Source organism: Streptomyces sp. NPDC003456, assembly GCF_042878735.1.
Classification (GTDB): domain Bacteria; phylum Actinomycetota; class Actinomycetes; order Streptomycetales; family Streptomycetaceae; genus Streptomyces.
In genome coordinates, this window is the sequence record NZ_JBIAOK010000003.1 from 326,935 (window position 1) to 348,887 (window position 21,953).

At 71.7% G+C, this 21,953-nt stretch carries 21 protein-coding genes; 10 read left to right on the forward strand and 11 right to left on the reverse strand.

Annotated elements, in window-relative coordinates; genetic code table 11:
• The first annotated feature begins 113 nt into the window (after positions 1-113).
• The 3 genes from ACFYWG_RS12490 (at position 114) to ACFYWG_RS12500 (ending at position 1,690) form a co-directional block, all read left to right on the forward strand.
• Positions 114-392: a CBS domain-containing protein gene (locus tag ACFYWG_RS12490; RefSeq protein ID WP_389201065.1), complete on the forward strand. Its 279-nt coding sequence runs from the start codon at positions 114-116 to the stop codon at positions 390-392.
• Between the two features lie 57 nt (positions 393-449).
• Entirely contained in the window at positions 450-776 is a 327-nt protein-coding gene (locus tag ACFYWG_RS12495; protein ID WP_376332883.1) for an SCO5918 family protein, read from the forward strand.
• Between the two features lie 566 nt (positions 777-1,342).
• Complete coding sequence (locus ACFYWG_RS12500) at positions 1,343-1,690, forward strand: MerR family transcriptional regulator (protein ID WP_376332885.1); 348 nt, start codon at positions 1,343-1,345, stop codon at positions 1,688-1,690.
• A 97-nt stretch (positions 1,691-1,787) separates the two neighbouring features.
• Here ACFYWG_RS12500 and rfbD read toward each other — a convergent pair whose 3' ends face one another.
• The 3 genes from rfbD to ACFYWG_RS12515 are packed head-to-tail and all read right to left on the reverse strand — an operon-like array spanning position 1,788 to position 4,719.
• Complete coding sequence (gene rfbD / locus ACFYWG_RS12505; RefSeq protein ID WP_389201797.1) at positions 1,788-2,636, reverse strand: dTDP-4-dehydrorhamnose reductase; 849 nt, start codon at positions 2,634-2,636, stop codon at positions 1,788-1,790.
• 32 nt (positions 2,637-2,668) lie between these two features.
• A complete protein-coding gene (gene rfbB / locus ACFYWG_RS12510; protein WP_383504017.1) occupies positions 2,669-3,655 on the reverse strand; it encodes a dTDP-glucose 4,6-dehydratase in 987 nt (328 codons plus the stop codon).
• Entirely contained in the window at positions 3,652-4,719 is a 1,068-nt protein-coding gene (locus ACFYWG_RS12515; RefSeq protein WP_383504018.1) for a glucose-1-phosphate thymidylyltransferase, read from the reverse strand. The genes rfbB and ACFYWG_RS12515 overlap by 4 nt, the downstream gene beginning before the upstream one ends.
• Before the next feature lie 219 nt (positions 4,720-4,938).
• Here ACFYWG_RS12515 and ACFYWG_RS12520 point away from each other — a divergent pair, with 219 nt between their 5' ends.
• The 3 genes from ACFYWG_RS12520 (at position 4,939) to ACFYWG_RS12530 (ending at position 8,208) form a co-directional block, all read left to right on the forward strand.
• Positions 4,939-6,948 carry a glycosyltransferase family 2 protein gene (locus ACFYWG_RS12520; RefSeq protein ID WP_389201068.1) on the forward strand — a complete coding sequence of 670 codons (2,010 nt, stop codon included), beginning with the start codon at positions 4,939-4,941 and terminating at the stop codon, positions 6,946-6,948.
• A 27-nt stretch (positions 6,949-6,975) separates the two neighbouring features.
• Complete coding sequence (gene rfbC / locus ACFYWG_RS12525; protein WP_383504020.1) at positions 6,976-7,572, forward strand: dTDP-4-dehydrorhamnose 3,5-epimerase; 597 nt, start codon at positions 6,976-6,978, stop codon at positions 7,570-7,572.
• Between the two features lie 99 nt (positions 7,573-7,671).
• Positions 7,672-8,208 carry a hypothetical protein gene (locus ACFYWG_RS12530; RefSeq protein ID WP_389201070.1) on the forward strand — a complete coding sequence of 179 codons (537 nt, stop codon included), beginning with the start codon at positions 7,672-7,674 and terminating at the stop codon, positions 8,206-8,208.
• Between the two features lie 51 nt (positions 8,209-8,259).
• Here the strand turns inward: ACFYWG_RS12530 and ACFYWG_RS12535 are convergent, their stop codons facing one another.
• The 4 genes from ACFYWG_RS12535 to ACFYWG_RS12550 form a co-directional block, all read right to left on the reverse strand.
• On the reverse strand, positions 8,260-9,435 hold the full coding sequence (locus tag ACFYWG_RS12535) for a zinc-dependent alcohol dehydrogenase (RefSeq protein WP_389201073.1): 1,176 nt from the start codon (positions 9,433-9,435) through the stop codon (positions 8,260-8,262).
• On the reverse strand, positions 9,432-10,370 hold the full coding sequence (locus ACFYWG_RS12540; RefSeq protein WP_385420056.1) for an SRPBCC family protein: 939 nt from the start codon (positions 10,368-10,370) through the stop codon (positions 9,432-9,434). The genes ACFYWG_RS12535 and ACFYWG_RS12540 overlap by 4 nt, the downstream gene beginning before the upstream one ends.
• 214 nt (positions 10,371-10,584) lie before the next feature.
• Entirely contained in the window at positions 10,585-11,760 is a 1,176-nt protein-coding gene (locus tag ACFYWG_RS12545) for a glutathione-independent formaldehyde dehydrogenase (protein WP_389201076.1), read from the reverse strand.
• A 295-nt stretch (positions 11,761-12,055) separates the two neighbouring features.
• On the reverse strand, positions 12,056-13,171 hold the full coding sequence (locus tag ACFYWG_RS12550; protein ID WP_389201078.1) for a hypothetical protein: 1,116 nt from the start codon (positions 13,169-13,171) through the stop codon (positions 12,056-12,058).
• A 289-nt stretch (positions 13,172-13,460) separates the two neighbouring features.
• On the opposite strand from ACFYWG_RS12550, the gene ettA reads away from it, so the two are divergent.
• Genes ettA through ACFYWG_RS12565 form a run of 3 tightly spaced genes read left to right on the forward strand, consistent with a single transcriptional unit; the run spans position 13,461 to position 16,206 of the window.
• Positions 13,461-15,125 (forward strand): energy-dependent translational throttle protein EttA, encoded by a 1,665-nt coding sequence (ettA, locus tag ACFYWG_RS12555; protein ID WP_376332912.1) that lies wholly within the window; start codon positions 13,461-13,463, stop codon positions 15,123-15,125.
• Between the two features lie 2 nt (positions 15,126-15,127).
• A complete protein-coding gene (locus ACFYWG_RS12560) occupies positions 15,128-15,541 on the forward strand; it encodes an acyl-CoA thioesterase (protein WP_376332915.1) in 414 nt (137 codons plus the stop codon).
• The gene (locus ACFYWG_RS12565) at positions 15,538-16,206 is read left to right on the forward strand and encodes a hypothetical protein (protein ID WP_389201081.1); all 669 of its coding nucleotides are present in this window, start codon (positions 15,538-15,540) and stop codon (positions 16,204-16,206) included. The genes ACFYWG_RS12560 and ACFYWG_RS12565 overlap by 4 nt, the downstream gene beginning before the upstream one ends.
• 19 nt (positions 16,207-16,225) lie before the next feature.
• On the opposite strand, the gene ACFYWG_RS12570 is transcribed toward ACFYWG_RS12565, so the two are convergent.
• Entirely contained in the window at positions 16,226-16,639 is a 414-nt protein-coding gene (locus tag ACFYWG_RS12570; RefSeq protein ID WP_376332920.1) for a globin, read from the reverse strand.
• Positions 16,640-16,698: 59 nt separating this feature from the next.
• On the opposite strand from ACFYWG_RS12570, the gene ACFYWG_RS12575 reads away from it, so the two are divergent.
• Positions 16,699-17,679, forward strand: coding sequence for a methyltransferase domain-containing protein (locus ACFYWG_RS12575; RefSeq protein ID WP_376332922.1), 981 nt, complete (start codon positions 16,699-16,701; stop codon positions 17,677-17,679).
• 29 nt (positions 17,680-17,708) lie between these two features.
• On the opposite strand, the gene ACFYWG_RS12580 is transcribed toward ACFYWG_RS12575, so the two are convergent.
• The 3 genes from ACFYWG_RS12580 to ACFYWG_RS12590 form a co-directional block, all read right to left on the reverse strand.
• Positions 17,709-19,163 carry an FHA domain-containing protein gene (locus ACFYWG_RS12580; RefSeq protein ID WP_389201083.1) on the reverse strand — a complete coding sequence of 485 codons (1,455 nt, stop codon included), beginning with the start codon at positions 19,161-19,163 and terminating at the stop codon, positions 17,709-17,711.
• Between the two features lie 32 nt (positions 19,164-19,195).
• Positions 19,196-20,542, reverse strand: a complete 1,347-nt coding sequence (locus tag ACFYWG_RS12585) for a VWA domain-containing protein (RefSeq protein WP_389201085.1) — start codon at positions 20,540-20,542, stop codon at positions 19,196-19,198.
• A 105-nt stretch (positions 20,543-20,647) separates the two neighbouring features.
• Positions 20,648-21,952: a PP2C family serine/threonine-protein phosphatase gene (locus ACFYWG_RS12590; protein WP_389201087.1), complete on the reverse strand. Its 1,305-nt coding sequence runs from the start codon at positions 21,950-21,952 to the stop codon at positions 20,648-20,650.
• Between the last annotated feature and the right edge of the window lies 1 nt (position 21,953).

Sequence of the window (21,953 nt, forward strand, 5' to 3'; positions counted from 1 at the left end):
GACGCCGACGCCCCGACGCCGACGCCCCGACGTCGCCCCGGCGGCCCGACCACCGGCCCCGCCGCCCGGGCGGCTGTGGCTGACGGCCCACCACTCACCTCCAGGAGGCACTCTTGCCCACGCTTCTGACACCGCTGCCACAGACGGCACCCTTCGGCCGGGCCCTGGTCCACGACGACGGGGACGCGTACGGTCCCCGGGTCCCGGGCGACATGACGGTCGAGGTCGCCCTGTCCGTCATGGACGGCGCCCGCGTCGGGCGTCTCCTCCTGTGCGACGAGGACGACCAGTGCACCGGCTCGGTGACCCGGGCCGAACTCAGCGCGCACCGCGGCAGTCCCTCGTACACGGACCGGCTGCGGCTGCGGGACGTGCTCGTCTTCTCCCGCTGAGCCGCGCTCGCGGGCCGGCCCGACCCCTTCTCCCCCCGTTCTCCCGGCAGGAGCACCATGCGCTGTGTCATCGCCCGCTATCCGTTCGACCTGACCAGACACGGCGTGCTGGCCCTGATGAAGGGCGTCACGCCGGAGCCCGTCACGGCCGAGTCCGTGGCCATCGGCCGCCGCCGCTACCCCGTCAAGCAGGTGGGCCAGGTCATCACCCGGCAGGACCGTCGTGACTTCAGCGCCGGCGAGGTCGTCCGGGCTCTGACGCGCCTCGGGTTCACCTGCCACGACCTCGCGGCGCCGCCCGCGCGCGTCCTGACGCCGTGGGAGACCGCGTCGGCCCTGCTCGGCGCCCCCGCCCCGGACGATCACGTGCCCCAGGGCGTCTGAGCCGAGGCGGGAGACCGCCGCCGCAAGCCCGGTCAGGGCCCTGCCGACGCGCGTCGGCAGGGCCCTCACTGCTGTCCCGGACCGGGGCCGGGCGGCACGTCGGTTCAGCGGCCGTGGGCACCGGTACCCGACGACGACAGGTACCCGTTGGTGACCGGGAGAGGAATCCAGGTTCCCGTGTGTCCAAAAATCTCTATCGCCGGGAGTAGATTTTCGTTGCTCGCTCGGTTAGTCTCTCTTCCATACAGAAGGTCGAACGAGCCCGGCGGAGACGAGGAGCCGGGACGGACGAAGCAACGTAGTGGTCGATGCAGAGGAAGAACGGAGGAGTCGACGCCATCGGGATCGCCCGGCCGGAGAACCGACGGCCGGGTACCGCAAGACCCCGGATTGGAAGGTGGTCCCCGGTCACGCAGCCGCGATCCCCGCACCCGCCTGCTCAGGGCCGGTAGCGGACACACAAGGTCGGCACAGCATGAGGGCCGACAGATGGTGTTCAATTTCCTTCGGGGCCTTGGTGCCGTACGGCACCAGGGCCCCTCGACGCGTTCGTACATCGAGGTGACATGACGGCAGACAGACCCCTCAGTGATCGTCTGGACGACGATGACTACCCCGCCTACACGATGGGCCGGGCCGCCGAGATGCTCGGCACGACCCCGGCCTTCCTCCGGGCCATCGGCGAGGCCCGTCTGATCACTCCGCTGCGTTCGGAGGGCGGGCACCGTCGCTACTCCCGCTACCAGCTGCGGATCGCGGCCCGGGCGCGCGAGCTCGTCGACCGGGGCACCCCGATCGAGGCCGCCTGCCGCATCGTCATCCTGGAGGACCAGCTCGAGGAGGCGCAGCGCATCAACGCCGAGTACCGGCGCCGCGCCGGCCACGCGGCCCCCGAAGCCTCCGGCACCGACTGACGGCGACTGCGCGACGCTCAGCCGTCCGGCACACCACGCCCTTGGCCGCTCGGCCGTCCGGACGCTCGGACGCCCCCTCGATGTGCCCCCGCCCGGACTACGGCCGCTCGGCCGCCAGCAGTGCCGGGAACGCCTCGTGCAGCGCCCCGCGCCAGTGGCGGATCGGCTCGATGCCGGCGGCGGACCAGCGGTCGTGGCCCAGCACGCTGTAAGCGGGCCGGGGCGCCGGACGGACGTAGGCGGCGCTGGTGGTCGGGCGCACCCGGTCGGGGTCAGCGCCGAGCAGCCGGAAGATCTCCCGGGTGAGGCCGAACCAGGTCGTCTCGCCGCCACTGGTCCCGTGGTAGATCCCGGCCGGAGCGGCGCCGGCCAGCGCGCCGAGCCCGAGACGCACGAGCCGGTCGGCGAGGTCGACGGTCCAGGTGGGCTGGCCGCGCTGGTCGTCGACCACGTCGAGCGTGTCCTTGACGCCTTCGAGCCTGATCATCGTGCGGACGAAGTTGCCGCCGCCCGCGCCGTACAGCCACGCCGTGCGTACCACGTAGCCCGCGTCGGGGAGAGCGGCCAGCACCGCCTGCTCGCCGGCCAGTTTGGTCCGCCCGTAGGCGCTTCGAGGGCCCGTGGGGGCCTGCTCGGGGTACGGGGAGCCGCTGTCGCCCGCGAAGACGTAGTCCGTGGAGACCTGGAGCAGCCTGGCCCCGGTCCCGGCACACGCCGCCGCCAGGTTCCGGGGCCCGTCGCCGTTGATCCGCAGGGCGTCGGCCTCCCGGGTCTCCGCGTCGTCGACGGCCGTCCAGGCGGCGCAGTTGACCACGACGTCGGGCCGGTGCGCCGCGACGGCCCGCCGTACCGCCTCCTCGTCCGTGACGTCGAGGTCCCCGCGGGTCAGGCCCACGCTCCGCACGCCGTCGGCGGCCAGGCGGGCCAGAAGGTCCCGGCCGAGCATTCCGCCGGCTCCGGTGATCAGCCAGGTGGAGGTCACAGGGCCGCGCGCTCCTTCAGGGGCTCCCACCAGGCGCGGTTGTCCCGGTACCAGGCGACGGTCTCGGCGAGGCCGGTGGCGAAGTCCTTGCGGGGTTCGTACCCCAGTTCCTGCCGGATCTTGGTGCAGTCCACGGAGTAGCGGCGGTCGTGGCCCTTGCGGTCCTGGACGTACTCGACGCTCTTGTCCCAGTCGGCGCCGCACGCCTCCAGCAGGAGCCGGGTCAGCTCCTTGTTGGACAGCTCGGTGCCGCCGCCGATGTTGTAGATCTCCCCGGCCCGGCCCCCGGTGCGGACCAGCTCGATGCCCTGGACGTGGTCGTCGATGTGCAGCCAGTCGCGGACGTTGCCGCCGTCGCCGTACAGCGGGACCTTCCTGCCGTCCAGCAGGTTCGTGATGAACAGCGGGATGACCTTCTCGGGGAAGTGGTGGTGCCCGTAGTTGTTGGAGCAGCGGGTCACCCGCACGTCGAGGCCGTGGGTGCGGTGGTACGACAGCGCGATCAGGTCACTGGACGCCTTGGCCGACGAGTAGGGCGAGTTGGGCTGCAGCGGATGGGTCTCCGGCCAGGAGCCCTCGTCGATGGAGCCGTAGACCTCGTCGGTGGAGATGTGCACGAACACCTTGATGCCGGCGCGGTGGGCCGCGTCGACCAGGGTGTGCGTGCCGACGACGTTGGTGCGGACGAACTCGGCGCCGCCGTCGATGGACCGGTCCACGTGCGACTCGGCCGCGAAGTGCACCACCTCGTCGTGTCCGGCCATCAGGCCGGCGACCAGCTCGGGGTCGCAGATGTCGCCCTGGACGAAGGCGAAGCCGGGATGGCCGCGCACCTCGTCGAGGTTGGCCGGGTTGCCGGCGTAGGTGAGCTTGTCCAGGACGGTGATCGCCACATCCCCCGGGCCCTGGGGGCCGAGCAGGGTACGGACGTAGTGGGAGCCGATGAAACCGGCGCCGCCGGTCACCAGGATGCGGGTCGTCATGAGGAGATCTGCACTTTGCTGTGGTCGCCGAGAACGAGGCGGTGGGCTGCGGGGTTGCGGGGCGCGGGGGTGACCTGGACGTTGCGGCCGATGAGCGAGGTCTCGATCCGCCGTACGCCGGTGATGGAGGACTCCCGCAGGACGATGGAGTACTCGACCTCGCTGTCGTCGATCCGGCACTCCTCGGAGATGGAGGTGAAGGGGCCGATGTACGAGTCGCTGATCACCGTGCCGGGGCCGATGACCGCGGGGCCCACGATGCGTGATCCGCGGACCTCGGCGCCGGCTTCGATCCGCACGCGGCCGATGATCTCGCTGGAGTCGTCGACGCTGCCCTCGATGCTGCGCTCCAGCGTCTCCAGGACGGAGCGGTTGACCTCCAGCATGTCGGCGACGTTCCCGGTGTCCTTCCAGTAGCCGGAGATGGTCGTCGAGCGGACGTCCTTGTGCTGGTCGATCAGCCACTGGATGGCGTGGGTGATCTCCAGCTCGCCGCGCCAGGACGGCACGATCTCGCGGACCGCCTCGTGGATCGCGGGGGTGAAGAGATACACCCCCACCAGGGCCAGGTCGCTCTTCGGCTCTTTCGGCTTCTCCTCCAGCCCTTTGACCCGGCCGCTCTCGTCGAGCTCGGCGACACCGAAGGACGTGGGATCGGGCACCCGGGTCAAAAGGATCTGGGCGTCGGGGCGTTCCGCGCGGAATCCGTCGACGAGGCCGGTGATACCGCCGACGATGAAGTTGTCGCCGAGGTACATCACGAAGTCGTCGTCACCCAGGAATTCGCGTGCGATGAGCACGGCGTGGGCCAGACCGAGCGGCTTGTCCTGCGGGATGTAGGTGACGTCGATGCCGAGCTTCGATCCGTCACCGACGGCTTCCCGGATCTCTTCGGCGGTGTCGCCGACGATGATGCCGACATCGGTGATGCCGGCATCGGCGATGGCCTCCAGCCCGTAGAAGAGCACGGGCTTATTGGCGACAGGCACCAGTTGCTTGGCCGATGTGTGGGTTATGGGACGCAGGCGCGTGCCCGAGCCACCCGACAGAACGAGAGCCTTCATACAAGGCATCCTAACCAGGGGGTCGCGCCGGGCTCCCGTCCTGTGTTCCGCCGCAGTTCGCTTGAATCTCACGGGTGTTGCATGCTCCGTTCCCTCGGGCGGCCGCTGTTTGACGTGACCACGGCTTGGTCGTCACCCGTTAGCCTTGCCTTCAGCGGGCGGCGTCGCGCGCCGGGCCGTGCCGGGGTGAGTTCCAGCAACTGAGGCGGAAGAAGAGACATGTCCATCAAGGTGAGCGTGGTGATCCCGGTCTACAACCCGGGCAAGTACATCGAGGACTGCATCGCCTCTCTTCTGCGCCAGAGCCTGCCGGAGGACGAGTTCGAGGCGATCTTCGTCGACGACGGCTCCACCGACGAGACCCCCGAGCGCCTCGACCGGCTGGCCGCCGAGCACCCGCACATGCACGTCATCCACCAGGAGGGATCCGGCTGGTCGGGCAAGCCGCGCAACGTCGGCATCGAGGCCGCCAAGGGCGAGTTCATCCAGTTCGTGGACAACGACGACTGGCTGGGCGACGAGGCCCTTGAGCGCATGTACGACTACGGGGTGCGGAACGACGCCGACGTGATCGTCGGCAAGATGGCCGGAAAAGGCCGCCCCGTCCCGCTCGAACTGTTCCGCAGGAACCGGCCGCACGCGAACGTCGAGAATGCCCCGCTGATCGACAGCCTCACCCCGCACAAGATGTTCCGCAAGGAGTTCCTGGACAAGCACAACCTCCGCTACAAGGAGGGGCGTCGCCGTCTCGAGGACCACGTCTTCGTCACCGAGGCCTACCTGCGGGCCGGGAACGTCGCCGTTCTCAGCGACTATCTCTGCTACTACCACGTCAAGCGCGAGGACGCCTCGAACGCGGGCTTCCAGCGTTTCGACCCGGTCGGTTATTTCGAGAATCTGCGTGAGGCCCTCGACGTCGTCGAGGAGCTCACCGAACCGGGGCCGTTGCGCGACCGGCTCTTCCGCCGCTGGCTGCGCAACGAAATGGTCGAGCGCCTGCGCGGACAGCGACTGCTGAGCCTGCCGGAGGACTATCGCCAAGAGCTGTTCGACGAGATCCACAAGGTGGTCGTCGAGCGTTTTGGGCCCGGTGTCGCAGCGGGTCTGCAGCCCACCCAGCAGATCGTCGCCGGCCTGATCTCGGCCGATCGGCCGGCCGAGATCGAGGAGTTCGCCCAATGGGAGGCGGGGATCAAGCCCTTCGGCTCCCTGGAGAGCCTCGGCTGGGAGAACGGCAAGCTGTCCATCGGTTTCACCGCCGAGTACCGGTCGAAAGGCGAGCCCCTCACCTTCCGTGCCGACGGGGAAAAGGACGTACTGGTTCCGCCTTTGTCGCAGACCGGTCTGCACGCCATCGCCCTGCTCGGCGCGGACACCTCCGCCCCGCTGGCCAAGTCCAAGGTGGACCTGGTCGTGCGTGAGCGCGCGACGGCTGCGGAGTTCTTCCAGCCCGTCGAGCTCACCCGGGAGAAGGTCGCCGTGGAGGGCGGGGAAGGCCACTTCCGCCACGTGCTGCACGCCACCTCGCTGATCGACCCGCTGTCGGCGGCGGGCGGCGCCCCGCTGGAGGCGGGCATCTGGGACGTCCTCATCCGCATCAGCTCCTGCGGTTGGACCAAGGAGACGCGCCTGGGCTCCGTGCGCTCCGACGAGGCCGGACGCGGGCGCCGCGCCGCCGTCGTCGGCTCCCCGGCGCACCTGGTCCTGCCGTACTGGACCGACCCGCACGGCAACCTCTCGCTCGACGTGGACCAGAAGACCAACCGCCTCGCCTACGAGTTCTCCGGTCTGGCTCCCGAGGACGTGACCGTCACGACGAACCCCGGGCGCCTGACGGCCGTCCTGCCGCTCCACGTCCAGAGCGAGAGCGCGGCGACCCTGAAGCTCACCGAGGTCACGTCCGGCCGCTCCGTCGAAGCCGTCGCCACCCTGACCGGCCGCACGACCGGGGACGCCGACCTGCGCGCCGACCTCCCGTCCGGTGAGCCGGCGGAAGGCCACTGGCGGATGGATCTGACCCTGCCGTCGCCCGGAGCCGGCAAACCGGTGCACCTCCCGCTGGCGCTCCAGGCCGCGGCGAGCGGTGATGCCGTGGTCAAGCGCCTCGCTGCCGCCGCCGCCGACCTGGCAGCCAAGGGCCCCGCACGACGCGGGCCGGGCTCCGGGCCCGCGAAGCCGACGTTCCTGCGCCGCGCGGCCCGCAGGATCCGCCGGACCCTGAAGAAGTGACCGGACCACGCGAACAAGGATCAGAACATGCGACCACTGGGGATTGAGGGAGCCTGGGTGCTGGAGCCCAAGGTGTTCCCGGACGACCGCGGCAGCTTCCACGAGTGGTTCCGCGGCGCGGAGTTCCGGGAGGCGACGGGGCAGGACCTCGACCTCGCCCAGGCCAACTGCTCCGTCTCCCGGCGGGGCACCCTGCGCGGCATCCACTTCGCCGACGTCCCGCCCAGCCAGGCCAAGTACGTCACGTGCGTCCGCGGCGCGGTCCTCGACGTCGTCGTCGACATCCGCGTCGGCTCACCGACGTACCGGCAGTGGGAAGCGGTCCGGCTGGACGACCGGAGCCATCACGCCGTCTACCTGTCCGAGGGCCTCGGCCACGCCTTCCTCGCCCTGACGGACGACGCCACCGTGGTCTACCTCTGCTCCGAGGGCTACGCCCCCCAGCGGGAACACGGCATCCACCCGTTGGACCCCGGCCTCGCCATCGAGTGGCCGGCCGGCATCGAACCACTGCTGTCCCCGAAGGACGCGCAGGCACCGACACTGGCCGAGGCGGAGGCGCAGGGGCTGCTTCCGGCGTACGAGGACTGCGTCGCCTACCGCAAGACGCTCCGCGGCGACTGACACCCGCTCCGTCCCGGAGGGGCAGCCTCTGCTGCAACAGCCGCGGCCGGCTCGGCAATCGGGTGGCCGCAAGGTCCCGTCGCCCGGCACGATGCGTGCATGGACCGGTTGCAGCGCAGCGCTTGGCAGTACGTGGCAGAAGTGCTCCCACCCGCGGAGCTGCCGATGCTCGCCGCCCAGGCACTGGTCGACGGCTGTGATTCCCCTGCCCTGCGCGAACTGGCCGGCCTGCCGGGCAGGAGCGACGAGAGGGAGATCCGCGAGCTGTTCGTCCAGGCCCTGCACGAACTCGGCGTACCCCTTCCCGACGAGGAGACCGCCGGCCGCCGGCTCCTCGTGGACCTCGCGGCCGGTCTCGCGACGGCGGAGCTGAGCCCCGAGGACGTGGCCGGCCAGCTGTCGATGACGGTCGCGGCCCGCACCCCGGAGGAGATGCGGTTCCTCTCCGTCGCAGTAGCCCGCGGCGAAGACACGGGCGCGGACGAACTCCCCCGCTGGGAGGAGGCTTTGAGGGCCGCGGCCCGCACGTTGACCGCTTCCTCCGCTCTCGCCGCCCACCCGGAGGCGCTCCCGGACGCGAGTCCGGCCGGGTCGTCCCCTCGGAGTCAAGGCCCAGGTCGGGGACCTGGGCCTTGACGGGCGCGGCGGTGTCAGGGGCGCGGGGCGCCCCGGTTCACCGGGGCAACCTCACGGCGTGAGGACGACCTTCTCGCAGTGGTCCTTCTTGTTCTTGAACAGCTTGTAGCCGGTCGGTGCCTCCGTCAGGGGCAGCCGGTGGGTGATGACGCGGGTGGGGTCGATCTTGCCCTGCTCGATCATGCCCAGCAGCGGCTCCATGTACCGCTGCACGTGGCACTGGCCGGTCCGCAGGGTCAGCGACCTGTTCATCCAGGCACCCGCCGGGAACTTGTCGACCATCCCGCCGTAGACGCCGATGACCGAGACCACGCCGCCGCTCCGGCAGGACATGATGGCCTGGCGCAGGACGTGCGGCCGGTCGGTCTCGGAGCGGACCGCCTGCTTGGCACGGTCGTAGAGGTGGACGTGGGAGGCGCCGTGCGTGGCCTCCATGCCGACCGCGTCGATGCACTTGTCGGGGCCCCGGCCGCCGGTGAGTTCGAGGAGCGCGGACCGTACGTCGGTGTCCTCGAAGTTGATGGTGGTGTAGCCCTGGGCGGCGGCCATGTCGAGGCGGTAGGTCTCCTTGTCGATGGCGATGACCTTCTCCGCGCCCAGGACCCGGGCGCTGTCCATGGCGAACTGGCCGACCGGCCCGGCCCCCCAGACGGCGACGACGTCACCCTGCTGGATGTCGCACATGTCGGCGCCCATGTAGCCCGTCGGCAGGATGTCGGACAGGAAGAGCACCTGCTCGTCGGTCAGATCCGACTCGATCTTGAGGGCGTTGGTGTCGGCGAGCACCACCCGCGCGTACTCGGCCTGGCCGCCGGCGAAACCGCCGGTGAGATGGGAGTACCCGTAGATGCCGCAGGTGGGATGGCCGAACATCTTCTCCGAGATGCCGGCGTTGGGGTTGCTGTTCTCGCAGCACGAGTACAGCTCCGCGCGGCAGGACGCACAGGCGCCGCAGGCGATGGGGAAGGGCACCACGACCCGGTCGCCGACGCGCAGTGAGCCGTCCCTGATGCCGGGGCCCACCTCGACGACCTCTCCCATGAACTCATGGCCCAGGATGTCGCCCTTCTCCATGGTGGGCACGTAGCCGTCGACCAGATGGAGGTCGGAGCCGCAGATCGCCGTCGAGGTGATCTTCACGATGGCGTCGCGGCTGTTCAGGATCGAGGGATCGGGGACGTCCTGCACCTCGACCGAGTTGCGTCCCGTCCAGCAGTTGGCCTTCATGACAGGGCCTCCTTCAGTTCGTCCTCGGTCAGCGGCCGGGCCGGGTGCTGCGGGAACTCGCCCCGGGCCCGCTTGCCGCCCGGTGCGCCCTCGGAGCGGACGACCTCACCGATCTCCGCGATCTGCTTGAAGCGGCGGAGGTCGTCGTCCAGTTGCTGGTGCGGCTCCTCGCCGAACCAGCGCGCCGCCGCCTTGCCCGCCGCTCCGCCGGGCAGTTCGTAGCGCAGGGAGACCCGAATCTCCGTGCCCTGGCCGCCCGGGGCCGGCACGAAGCGGGCCTCGCCGGAGTTGTCGATGTCGGCTCCCTCCACCGACCGCCACGCGACCAGTTGGCCCGGGACCTCCTGAGTGATCTCGGCGTCCCATTCGACGGTCTTGCCGAACGGTGCGCCGGCCCGCCAGTGACTGGTGCGCGGGCCGGTCACGTGCACTTCGTCCAGGTGCACCATGAAGTCCGGAAGCCGCTCCAGGTCCCTCCAGAGTGTGTACGCCTCGTCCGGTGATCGGGTGACGGTGGTGGCCGCGGTCAGTTCCATGGGGGTGCTCCTACGAGTGCGGGTCACGGCCGCGTAGACGTCCGTGGCGGTGAGGGCGGTGACCGCTGCCGTCGCGGCGACGGTGCGTCCGAGGCCGCGACCGTCGTGGTTCTTCAGGGCCCGGGCGAGCATCGTCAGATCCATGAGGTCGCCACCGACGCGACCCCAGAGCCAGACGGGATGCGGCCGTCCCAGCAGCCCGGTCGCCGCCGCCAGTTCGCGCACGCCGACGGCCGTCGTGGCCGAGCGGTGCCGGGGGGCGTCGCCCACGCCCAGGGCCCGCGCGAAGCCTGCCGGGGCGACGACCTGGGGCACCCCCAGGAGCGCACTGGCCCAGCCGAGGCCACGCACGAGCGGATCGCGTCGCAGGCGGGAGGTGGAGCGGGTGTCCGTTGTCATCAGTGCTCCTCACGAGCGGTGAGGTGAACGGGAAGCGAGCCGCTTCAGGTGCGGGAGGACCCGCAGCGGACGACGCCGTCGCATCGGCGTGGTCCGCATCCGGGCAGCCGGCCGCCGATGAGGAAGGCCCGCCCGGCCCCGGGCCGAACCGGGGCCGGTTGCCGGTCGTCGCCCGCCCGGCGCGGAGCCGGAGCGGCCGACGACACCGGTCTCCTTACTTCTTGTGGCCGTTGCTCTGGCCGTCGGGGTGCAGCACCACCTTCGTCCAGCCCTCGTCACGGGCGTCGAAGTGCTCGTAGGCGGTGGGGGCCTCGTCCAGGCCGAGCTCGTGGGAGACGATGAAGCTCGGCGTCGCCTTCCCGCCGGCGATCAGGTCCCGCAGCGCCCGGTTGTACTTCTTCACCGGCGCCTGGCCGGTCCCCATGCGCTGGCCCTTGAACCACATCAGCCCGAAGTCGATGGGCACCTTGCCCTGTGCCTCCCACTCGCCCTGCGCCTCTTCGCCGCCGGGGTCCTGGGGCAGGAACACGCCCACCACGCCGATGTCGCCCGTGAACCGGACCGAGTCGATCAGCCCGTTGAGGGTGAGGCTGGCGTCCTCGTTCCCCTCGTGGTCGTGTGCCTGGTACCCGACGCACTCGCACCCGTTGTCGGCGCCCAGACCGAGGGTGGCCTCCTTGACGACCTCCGCCGGGTCCTGCTCGGCCGTGTTGATCGGGATGGCCCCGATCTCCTCCGCCTTGGCAAGCCGGTCGGGCTGGTGGTCGGCCACCCAGACGCGGCCGGCGCCCTTGAGCACGGCGGAGTAGGCCGCCATCAGCCCGACGGGACCGGCGCCGAAGATGATGGTTTGGTCGCCCGGCTTGACGTTGGCCATCTCGGTGGCGTGGTAGCCGGTGGGGAAGATGTCGGCGAGCATCACGTAGTCCGTCTGCCGCTCGGCCGCGTCCTCGCCCAGGCGCAGCGCGTTGAAGTCGCCGTAGGGCACACGCAGCAGCTCCGCCTGGCCGCCCTGGTAGGGGCCCATGTCGGCGAAGCCGTAGGCGGCACCGGCGAGGGCCGGTTCCGGCTGCATGGTCAGGCAGTAGTTGGTCAGCCCTCGCTCGCACTGCTTGCAGAAGCCGCAGGCGATGTTGAAGGGCAGAACCACGTACTCGCCGACCTGGACCTTGCGCACGGCCGAGCCGACCTCCACCACCTGGCCCAGGTTCTCGTGCCCGAGCGTGCGGCCGGACTCGAACGAGGTGCGGCCCTCGTACATGTGCAGGTCCGAACCGCAGATGTTGGTGGTGGTGATCTTGACGATGATGTCGCAGGGGTGCTCGATCTTCGCGTCCGGTACGTCCTTCACGGTGACCGTTCGCGGTCCTTCGTATACCGCTGCCTTCATGATGTATTCCCTGGATGTCGCTGCATGGCGGTGATGGAGACGGCGCAAGGAGCCTGACTCTCGACCGCGCGAGGACGGAGCCGGTGGTATCGGCACGCATGCGCGAGCCGTTCACCTGGATCAGGCAGAACGGTTGTTTCACCCGGTCCGCCGGGCGGAGCCTCTGTGCTCCGGCGGCGTCCCGTGCGGGTCCCCGCCGGCCTCCGGCCGAAACTGTTATCGGCGTGCGGATCGACGGTGGTTCCGGCCGGGGCGGCCACCGGTCGCAGACGGCGCCTGCGGCGTCGATCGGCCGCTAATCACCGTCGTCCTCGAGCATGCGGCGCCGTTCCTGCTCACGCTTGGAGTAGGCGGCTGCCCGGATCGCCTCGTCACTCTCCAGGCCCGATCCCAGCGCGCCGCCGACGGTGGCGACCGAGGCGACGAACCAGGCCAGGGTCCAGTACTCCGCGGCGGTCAGTGGTGTCCGCGTCGTGGAGGCGAACACCTGGTCGTTGAGGATGAAGAGCGCCCACACCAGGTTCACGACCAGCAGCCCCGCGTAGCAGACGAACACCCCGATGGCGACGGTCACGACCGTCGACGCGTTGTAGAGAGCCGCCCGCTTCTTCGCCTCCGGTGAGTCCTGCGCCGCCCGGTGCCACAGGTGCGCGTCCACGATCAGCCAGCCGATCATGAGCGCGATGGACCCGACCGTGGCGATCACGAGGCGTGGGGTGTCGAGGGACACGGCCAGGCTCCACAGCGTGGAGTTCACCGCGGCGATCGCCCCCGTGGCGAGGGCGGCCGCGAGGGCTTTGGAGAGTCCCGGGACCAAGCGCCACGGCCTGTTGGCCCGGACCATGCCGCCGAGCACCCTCAGGTAGCCGCGCGGCCCGTCGAGGACGTACCGGAGATCCGCGGCCTCCTCGTCGCCGACCGGGGCCGGGTGAACGGGCGCAAGGCGACCGGTGAGTTCTCGCGGCGGCCGACGGTGGTCAGGCTTGCCGGCCCCGGCGGCCTGCCCGTCCGCCAAGCTGAGCACGGCCTCTTCGACCGCCCGCCGGGCCCTTCTCCGCAGACGCAGGCCCCCCAGCGAGGGGAGGGACAGGAGCGCCAGGTTGTGCTCATGGCTCAGATCCGCGACGAGCTTGCGCCCCTGCGTGTGCAACGGCAGGTCGGTGAGGGCCACGACGACGTCCCAGTCCTCCCCTTGTCCGCGCTCCACGAGCCGGCGTGTCACCGTGGGCAGGTCCTCGGTCCCCGCGGTGAAGGGCTCACTCACCACCTCGACGTCGAACCGCCGGTGCTGACCGGACGCGTCCGCGAGCCGGGCGGGCAGGTCCCGGGCCATGTGCTGCGCGACCTCGGTCGGCGCGTCCGGATCCGTCAGGAGAGCCACGACCGTGACGTTCTGCGACGACTCAACCATGACGGTCCCTTCTCGTCGTCCGCTCCGGCGTTCAGCAGTGCCCACAATGTCCCGCGGGTAACGCCCGCGTTCGGCGGCACGGGGCCCGTTGCCGGCAGCCGAGGCGGCACCGGCTGAGCAGGCCGGGCGAAACGGTCCTGCGGGCGGGCCGAACGGGCGAGTCTCAGCCACCTTCGGGAAGCCCCAGGTCAGCGCTGCCGTCGCCGACGCGTTTCCGCCCAGGGGTGGCGGTACGGCAAGATGGGGTGTATCTGCCCACTGTCAGATTCAAGCTGCCGGACGGTTTCTCTTGGCTGAGTTCATTTACACCATGCGCAAGGCGCGCAAAGCGCACGGCGACAAGGTGATCCTCGACGACGTGACGACGAGCTTCCTCCCGGGGGCGAAGATCGGCGTCGTCGGCCCGAACGGCGCCGGAAAGTCGACGATCCTCAAGATCATGGCCGGGATCGAGCAGCCGTCCAACGGTGACGCCTTCCTCACGCCGGGTTACACGGTCGGCATCCTGCTCCAGGAGCCCCCGCTGACCGAGGACAAGACCGTCCTGGAGAACGTCCAGGAGGGTGTCGCCGAGATCAAGGGCAAGCTCGACCGGTTCAACGAGATCGCCGAGCAGATGGCGACCGAGTACACCGACGAGCTCATGGACGAGATGGGCAAGCTCCAGGAGCAGCTCGACCACGCCAACGCGTGGGACCTCGACGCGCAGCTGGAGCAGGCCATGGACGCCCTGGGCTGCCCGCCCGGCGACTGGCCCGTCACCAACCTCTCCGGTGGCGAGCGCCGCCGCGTCGCGCTGTGCAAGCTCCTGCTGGAGCAGCCCGACCTGCTGCTGCTCGACGAGCCCACCAACCACCTCGACGCCGAGTCGGTGAACTGGCTGGAGCAGCACCTGGCCCAGTACCCGGGCACCGTCGTCGCGGTCACCCACGACCGGTACTTCCTCGACAACGTCGCCCAGTGGATCTGCGAGGTCGACCGCGGTCGCCTCTACCCCTACGAGGGCAACTACTCCAAGTACCTGGAGACCAAGGCCGCCCGCCTCAAGGTCGAGGGCCAGAAGGACGCCAAGCGGCAGAAGCGCCTCAAGGAAGAGCTGGAGTGGGTGCGCTCCAACGCCAAGGGGCGCCAGGCCAAGTCCAAGGCGCGTCTGGCCCGCTACGAGGAGATGGCCGCCGAGGCCGACAAGATGCGGAAGCTGGACTTCGAGGAGATCCAGATCCCGCCGGGCCCCCGCCTGGGCAACGTCGTCGTCGAGGTCAACAACCTCAGCAAGGGCTTCGGCGAGAAGCTCCTCATCGACGACCTCAGCTTCACGCTCCCGCGCAACGGCATCGTCGGCATCATCGGCCCGAACGGCGCCGGCAAGACCACCCTGTTCAAGATGATCCAGGGCATCGAGCAGCCGGACTCGGGCGCCATCAAGGTCGGCGACACCGTCAAGATCTCCTACGTCGACCAGAGCCGCGAGAACATCGACCCGAAGAAGACGCTGTGGGCCGTCGTCTCCGACGAGCTGGACTACATCAACGTCGGCCAGGTCGAGATGCCGTCGCGGGCGTACGTCTCGGCCTTCGGCTTCAAGGGCCCGGACCAGCAGAAGCCGGCCGGGGTGCTCTCCGGCGGTGAGCGCAACCGGCTGAACCTCGCGCTCACCCTCAAGCAGGGCGGCAACCTGCTGCTCCTCGACGAGCCGACCAACGACCTCGACGTCGAGACCCTCTCCAGCCTGGAGAACGCGCTGCTGGAGTTCCCCGGCTGCGCCGTGGTCGTCTCCCACGACCGGTGGTTCCTGGACCGCGTGGCCACGCACATCCTCGCCTACGAGGGCGACTCGAAGTGGTTCTGGTTCGAGGGCAACTTCGAGTCGTACGAGAAGAACAAGGTCGAGCGGCTCGGCCCGGACGCCGCCCGTCCGCACCGCGCCACCTACAAGAAGCTGACCCGGGGCTGATCTTGCGGCACATCTACCGCTGCCCGCTGCGCTGGGCGGACATGGACGCGTACGGCCACGTCAACAACGTGGTGTTCCTCCGCTACCTGGAGGAGGCCCGTATCGACTTCCTGTTCCGCCCGGAGAAGGACTTCCAGCAGGGGTCCGTGGTGGCACGCCATGAGATCGACTACAAGCGGCAGCTCGTGCACCGGCACCACCCGGTCGACGTCGAGCTGTGGGTCACCGAGATAAGGGCCGCGTCCTTCACCCTCACCTACGAGGTGAAGGACGGCGACCAGGTCTACGTGCGGGCGTCGACGGTGATCGTGCCGTTCGACTTCGAGGCGCAGCGCCCGCGCCGGATCACCGCGGAGGAGCGCGAGTTCCTCCGCACGTACATGGACGACGCGGAGGAGGGGGCCGTCGCGGCATGACGGTCCTCCACCTCGCCGACGAGGGGGAGGCGGCGGACCTCGCGGCCTTCCTCTCCCGGCTGCTCCACTACGACCGCGGGGCCGCGGTGCGCCTGCAGGCCGTCGGCACCGCGCTGGCCGTGTTCGGCCGGCCGCCGTCCTTCGAGGTGCTCGCGGTCCGCGCGGTGCGCCTGGCCAAGCCGTACGAGAAGGGCCTGGAGGTCACGCTGGACGTGACCGTGTCCGCCGGCGAACTGCTGGAGTCGGTGGACGAGAAGGCCGCCACGGCCGCCGTGCCGCAGGCCGTGACCGGGCCGCCGTGGGCCGGTGTGCTGCCGCCCCGCAGCGGCTGGCGGACCGAGCCGGGCCTGCCCGGGCCCGACGCCCTCAGGTCGCTGGTGGCCGCCGCGGTGGCCGAGTTCCGCGCCCGGACAGGGGAGTTGACCGAGGAGCGGCGCACCCGCACCGAGCTGGACCGCATCGGGCGGGACATCTGGTCCCGCACGGTCGGGGACACGGCACTGCCGGTCCGGGCCGTGCACGCGGCGCAGTCGCTCGGCTTCCTGCGGCCCGGCGCCCCCCTGGGCCTGCTCTCCTCGGGAGCGTGGCTGCGGCTGCGCACGCCCTACGGGTCGGTCGCCGTGCGGCGTGCCGGGCTCGGGGCCCTGGACGTCAGCGTCCGCTGACCTGCCGCCGGGACGGCCGTCAGCCCGGGGTGTTCACCATCGAGGCCGCCGCGTACGTCAGGTAGCTCCACAGCGTGTGCTCGTGCTCCTCGGACAGCCCGAGCTCGTCGACCGCGACCCGCATGTGCTTCAGCCACGCGTCGTGCGCCGCGCGGTCCACCTGGAACGGCGCGTGCCGCATCCGCAGCCGCGGGTGTCCGCGGTGGGCGCTGTAGGTGGTCGGGCCGCCGAAGTACTGGATGAGGAAGAGCGTGAAGCGCTCCTCGGCGGGGCCGAGGTCCTCCTCGGGGTACATGGGCCGCAGCAGCGGGTCCCCGGCGACCCCCTCGTAGAAACGGTGGACGAGCCGGCGGAAGGTCTCCTCCCCGCCGACCTGCTCGTAGAAGGTCTGCTCCTGAAGCGTGCCGCGCCGAATCTCTGTCACGCGTTCCATGGTCTCAGACGCCCCGGCATAGGACTCAAGACCTAGGACCCGCCGCTTACTGTGGAGGCATGGGCGGGCACGCACCCGGCAGGGAACTGGACGACGTCGGCGCCAGGGCGCGGGCGGCGCTGGTGCGGCGCATCGAGGCGAGCGGGGCCTGGACGGCCGATCCGGCCTGGCGGGAGGCGTTCGCGGCCGTCCCGCGCCACCTCTTCGTGCCGTACTACTACGTGGCGGTCGCGGGCGGCTACGAGCGCCGCTGGGGCGAGAGCCCCGACCCGCAGGCCCGGGAGCGGTGGATGCGGGGCGCCTACGAGGACGTCCCGCTGGCGACCCGGCTGCGCGACGGGGAACTGCTCTCCTCCAGCAGCCAGCCCTCGCTCATGGCGGACATGCTGACCGTGCTGGACGTGCGGGAGGGGGACACCGTCCTGGAGATCGGCGCGGGCACCGGCTACAACGCCGCGCTGCTGTGCCACCGGCTCGGCGACGACAAGGTCACCAGCGTCGACCTCGACCCGGAGATCACCGAGTCGGCCCGCCGGCACCTGGCCGCTGCCGGGCACCACCCGGTCGTCGTCACCGGCGACGGCACCCGGGGCGTGCCGGAGCGCGCGCCGTTCGACCGGATCATCGCGACCTGCGCCCTGAGCACCGTGCCGCTGGCCTGGCTCGCGCAGAGCCGTCCCGGCGGCCGCATCCTGCTGCCCCTGGCCACCGGCCTGATCGCGCTCACGGTGACCGACGCCGCGCACGCCGAGGGGCGCTTCCTGCACACACCCGCCTACTTCGTGCCGCTGCGCGGGACCGGCCGGGCCGCGGAGCCGTTCCAGCTGGGCGGGGTGCCGCGCCGGGCCAGGGAGGACGACCTGTTCCGCTTCCTGCTGGCCCTGACCCGCGGCAGCCTCGACCCGGAGGAGGCGCTGTCGCTGTGGGAGCAGGAGGGCAGACCGCAGCGCGAGCGCTACGGCATCACCGTCAGCGGCGAACGGGAGTGGGCCTGGCTGGACGACCCGGAGGGGCCGTACGCCTGGCCCCTCCCGTCCTGACGGCCGTCCCGCGGCGCCGGCGGTGCGGCTCAGCCGCGGCGGATCGTGATCGTCGTCCAGGCGCCCACGTGCACCCGGTCGCCGTCCTGGAGCGGCACGGGGACGAACGGCTGGATGGGTTCCTCCGAGCCGTTGACCGTCGTGCCGTTCGTCGAGTTCTGGTCGACGACCGCCCAGCTGCCGTCCGGCTGCTGCACCAGCACCGCGTGCTGGTGGGAGACGCCCGGGTCCTCCGGCGGCACCGACAGGTCGATGTCGGGGGTGTCGCCGGTGGAGTGGCGGCGGCGGCCGATGGTGATCTGGTTCCCGGTGAGCGTGCGCTGCTGCTCGGGCGAGTAGGCGGGCAGGTTCAGCCCCGCGGCCTCGGGGCCGGAGCGCTGCATCATCGCCATGAAGTACTCGCGGTCCGGGCCGATCGTCGCGGTCCAGGTCGCCGGTCCCTGCTGCGGGAAGCCGCCGGGGCCGGGCGGGGCCTGGGTGGCGCCGGGCTGCGGGTAGCCGTAGCCGCCCTGGCCGGGGCCACCGGGGCCGGCCGGGCCGCCGTGTCCGCCGGGGCCGTGCGACGGCGGGGAGATCACCCAGTCGTCGTCACCGCCGCCGAAGGCGGGGCCGCCCTGCTGCGGGGGCCGCTGCGTCTCCTGCGGGAAGGCGGGCGGAGCCGACGGGCCGGACTGGTGGAAGGCCTGCGGAGCACCACCGGGGCCACCGGGGCCGCTCGGGCCGCCTCCGTGACCTCCGTGACCACCGGGACCGTCACCGTGTCCGCCGTGTCCACCGGGGCCGCCGGGGTGTCCGCCCGGACCGCCGTGTCCACCCGGGCCGCCGTAGCCGCCGGGGCCGCCCGGGCCGGGCGGCGGCGGGACCGGACGCGAGGGGTCGTTGCCGAAGGCGGGCGGGCCGGACGGACCGCCGGGACCACCCGGACCGCCGGGCGCCCCGTAGCCACCGGGGCCACCGGGACCCCCGGGGCCGGGACGGCCGGACGGGTCGCCGCCGAAGGGCGGGATCGGCTCGGCCGGGCGGTTCACCTGCGACGGGCGCGAGCTCTGGTAGTCGAACGCGTCACCGCCACCGCCGTACGACGGGCCGCCCGGACCGCCGGGGCCACCCGGGCCCGGCGGCTGGAAGCGCGCGCCCGGGCCGGGCGGCGGCGGGGCCGCGGGGGTGTACGAGGTCGCCGTGTTGGTGAGGAAGTTCCACCGGCACTCCTCGCAGAACGGGGCACCGCCCTCACGCGGCGTACGGCACTGCGGGCAGAGCTGCGGCTCGGCGTTCGGCACGGCGGACAGGTGCGGCGGACGCCCGCCGGGCTGGCCGCCGGGGCCGGGACCGCCGGGGCCGCCCTGGCCGGCCGGGGGCGGGAAGCCGTAACCGCCGGGGGGCGGCGGGGGAGGAGGCGGAGGCACGGCACCCGCCATGCGGTGACCGCAGACCTCGCACCAGTCGTCGGAACCCGACTGGTGTCCGTTCGGGCAGGTCGGCATGTCGGCGCGTCCCTCCTTCGATCTCTTCCAGGTCACTTCTTGACACGAACAGTCTTGGTGGACCGGGTTTCGAGCGTCATCTCGTCCGCCTCCGCGACCTTCGCCTTCAGTCGCACAGTACCGGTCGCCGCGTCGACCACGTCCACCACCTTCGCAAGCAGTTTCGCAGTATCCGCGTTCCCCGAGGCACTCGCGAGCTGAACGGCCCTGCCCAGTTTGGCCGTTGCTCCGTCGATATCGCCCGACTTGCGCAGATCCAGCCCCTGTTGGATGACCTGGGCCAGTTCGGCCTGCCCGGTGTAGTGGGCGACCTGGGGGTTGATCGACGTCGAGGCGACCATGTCGTCCGTCCACACGGCCCGGACCAGGCCCTGCGCGCCGAGGTTGTGGACGCCGCCGTCGGGCAGCGGGACGACCAGCGAGACCCGGGCCGCCAGCATCTCCTGCCCGATGTGCGCGGCCGGGACCTGCACGCACAGGTGGTAGTCACGGGACTCGTCGCCCCAGGAACCGAGGGGGTAGTCGCCGGCCCGGGGGCCCGCCTCGGTGCGCCGGCCGGTCAGTTCCTCGACCGTCGGGGCGACCTGCTTGACGAACTTCACGGTGGTGTCGACCGGGGTCCACAGCCGCAGGGAGACGTCCGCGACCTCCTTGCCCATCGCCGTCTCCATCATCCGCGTGAAGTCGGCGGCCAGGGCGGCCGGGTCGGCGACGATGTCGGCGGTGCCGAGCAGCGCCGAGGCGATCGCTGTGACTTCTTTCACTTCCCAGTCGGTGCCGACCCCGCGGGCGTCGCAGGTGAAGCGGCCCGCGCACGCGTCCAGCGCGGCCTTGAGGTCGCGGTCCGACTCGTGCTCGTTGCGGCCGTCGGTGAGCAGGATGCCGTGCCGGATGGCGACGTCGGCCGAGGACAGCAGCCGGTCGGCCAGGCGCAGCCACGTGCCGATGGCCGTGCCGCCGCCCGCCCCGAGCGAGCGCAGCGCCTGCTTGGCCTGCGCGCGGGTGGTGGCGTCGGCGACCGCGACCCGGCCGCCGCCCGGGTAGACCTCCTTGGCGACGTGCGTCCCGCCGATCACCGCGAAGTGGACGCCGTCGCGCAGGGTGTCGATCGCGGCGGCGGTGGCGTCGCGGGCGTTGCGCATCTTGGCCGGCGGGTAGTCCATCGAGCCGGAGCAGTCGACCATGATCGCGACCGCCGCCGAGGGGCCCTGCCCGGGTGCGTACAGGTGGGGCGCCCCGACCGCGCTGCCGATGGTGCCGCCGCCGGCCGCCGTCACCGTCACGATGGCGTTGACCTCGCGGGCGCCTTCCGGCAGGTACTCGTTCTGGTACACGTCCACCGAGAACCGGGGCGCGCTCGCTTTCGAGAAATTGGCCATGCCTGTTCCGATCCCCCTTTTGAGCCCCCGCCGGCGAGCGGCGGGGTCACGACGGTGGGCGGACCGGTCCCCTCCGGTCCGCCGAGCCACCCCCGAACCGTGGCCTCAGGCCGATCCTGCCCCCTGGGGCACCGCCGGGAACGGCACGAGGGCCACTGTTACGTTGTCGTGGCCCCCGCCGTCCAGGGCGTGGCCGAGCAGGACGCGGGCGCTGTGCAGCGGCTGCGCGGCGGCGTCGAGCGGCACGACGCGGGCCATCTCGTCGGCGGCCTCGGCGTAGTTCCACAGGCCGTCCGTGCAGACGACCACCACGCCGGGCCGGTCCGGCTTGAACGCGGCGGTGTGCGGCTCCAGTTCGTAGGCGTCCGCGCCGAGCCAGCCGGTGATGGCGTGGGCGCGTTCGTCGGCGTAGGCCTCGGCCTCGTTCATCAGGCCCGCGGCGACCATCTGCGCCGCCCAGGAGTCGTCCTCGGTGAGCCGGGCCGGGGGAGCGCCGCGGTCGACCGGGACCCAGTAGGCGCGGCTGTCGCCGACCCAGCCGACGACCAGCAGGCCCGAGGTCACCACGGCGCCGACGATGGTGCAGGCCGGGGCGTTCTGGTGCGGGGCGTGCTCGCGGGCCGTCGCGGGCTCCTGCGCCAGTGAGTTGACCGCGCGGGAGGCGGCGACGATCGCCTCGTGCATGGCCTGCTGCGGGTGCGTGCCGCGCGGCAGGGCCGCCAGCAGCGTCTCGCTCGCGGCCTTCGACGCGGCCGCCGAGGCGTCGTCGGGGCGGGTCGCCGAGGAGACGCCGTCGCAGACGATCGCCACGCTGGCGGGGGAGCCGTCGGGCAGCGCGGTCGTGCCGATGGCGAACGCGTCCTCGTTGCGGTGGTGGCGCAGGCCGCGGTCGCTGACCGCGGCCACCGGGCCGGACTCCTGCTCCATGTGGTCCCGTTCGCGCGGCTGGGCGTGGCCGCAGTTCTCGCAGTAGCCGTCGTCGTCCACGCGGCCGGCCCGGCAGGCGACGCAGACCGTTGCGCCGGTGCCCGCGGCCGGGGCCGCCGGCTCGGCGGACACCCGGGGGTCCGGCGCCTGGAGGGGGTATTCGTCGGGCTGCGTGCGGTAGATCTCCGGCGCGTACCCCTCGGGCTGCGCGCGACGGTCGAACCGCACGCCCGCGGCCGGTGCCGGGGGCGCCCCGGGTGGTGGCGGAGCCGCGCCGGCGGGCGGGGCCTGCGGCGGCTCGGGGTACGCGCCGGCGGGGGCGCCCTGGGCGGGCACCACGCCGTTCAGGGCGATGGTCGGGTTGTCCTCGGGCCGTGCCGGCACGGCGGACAGGTCGTATCCGCACGCGCCGCAGAAACGGTCACCCGACTCGAGGGGTTCCTCGCAGCTCGGGCAGGCGGACAACCGGGGCATCTGCGACATC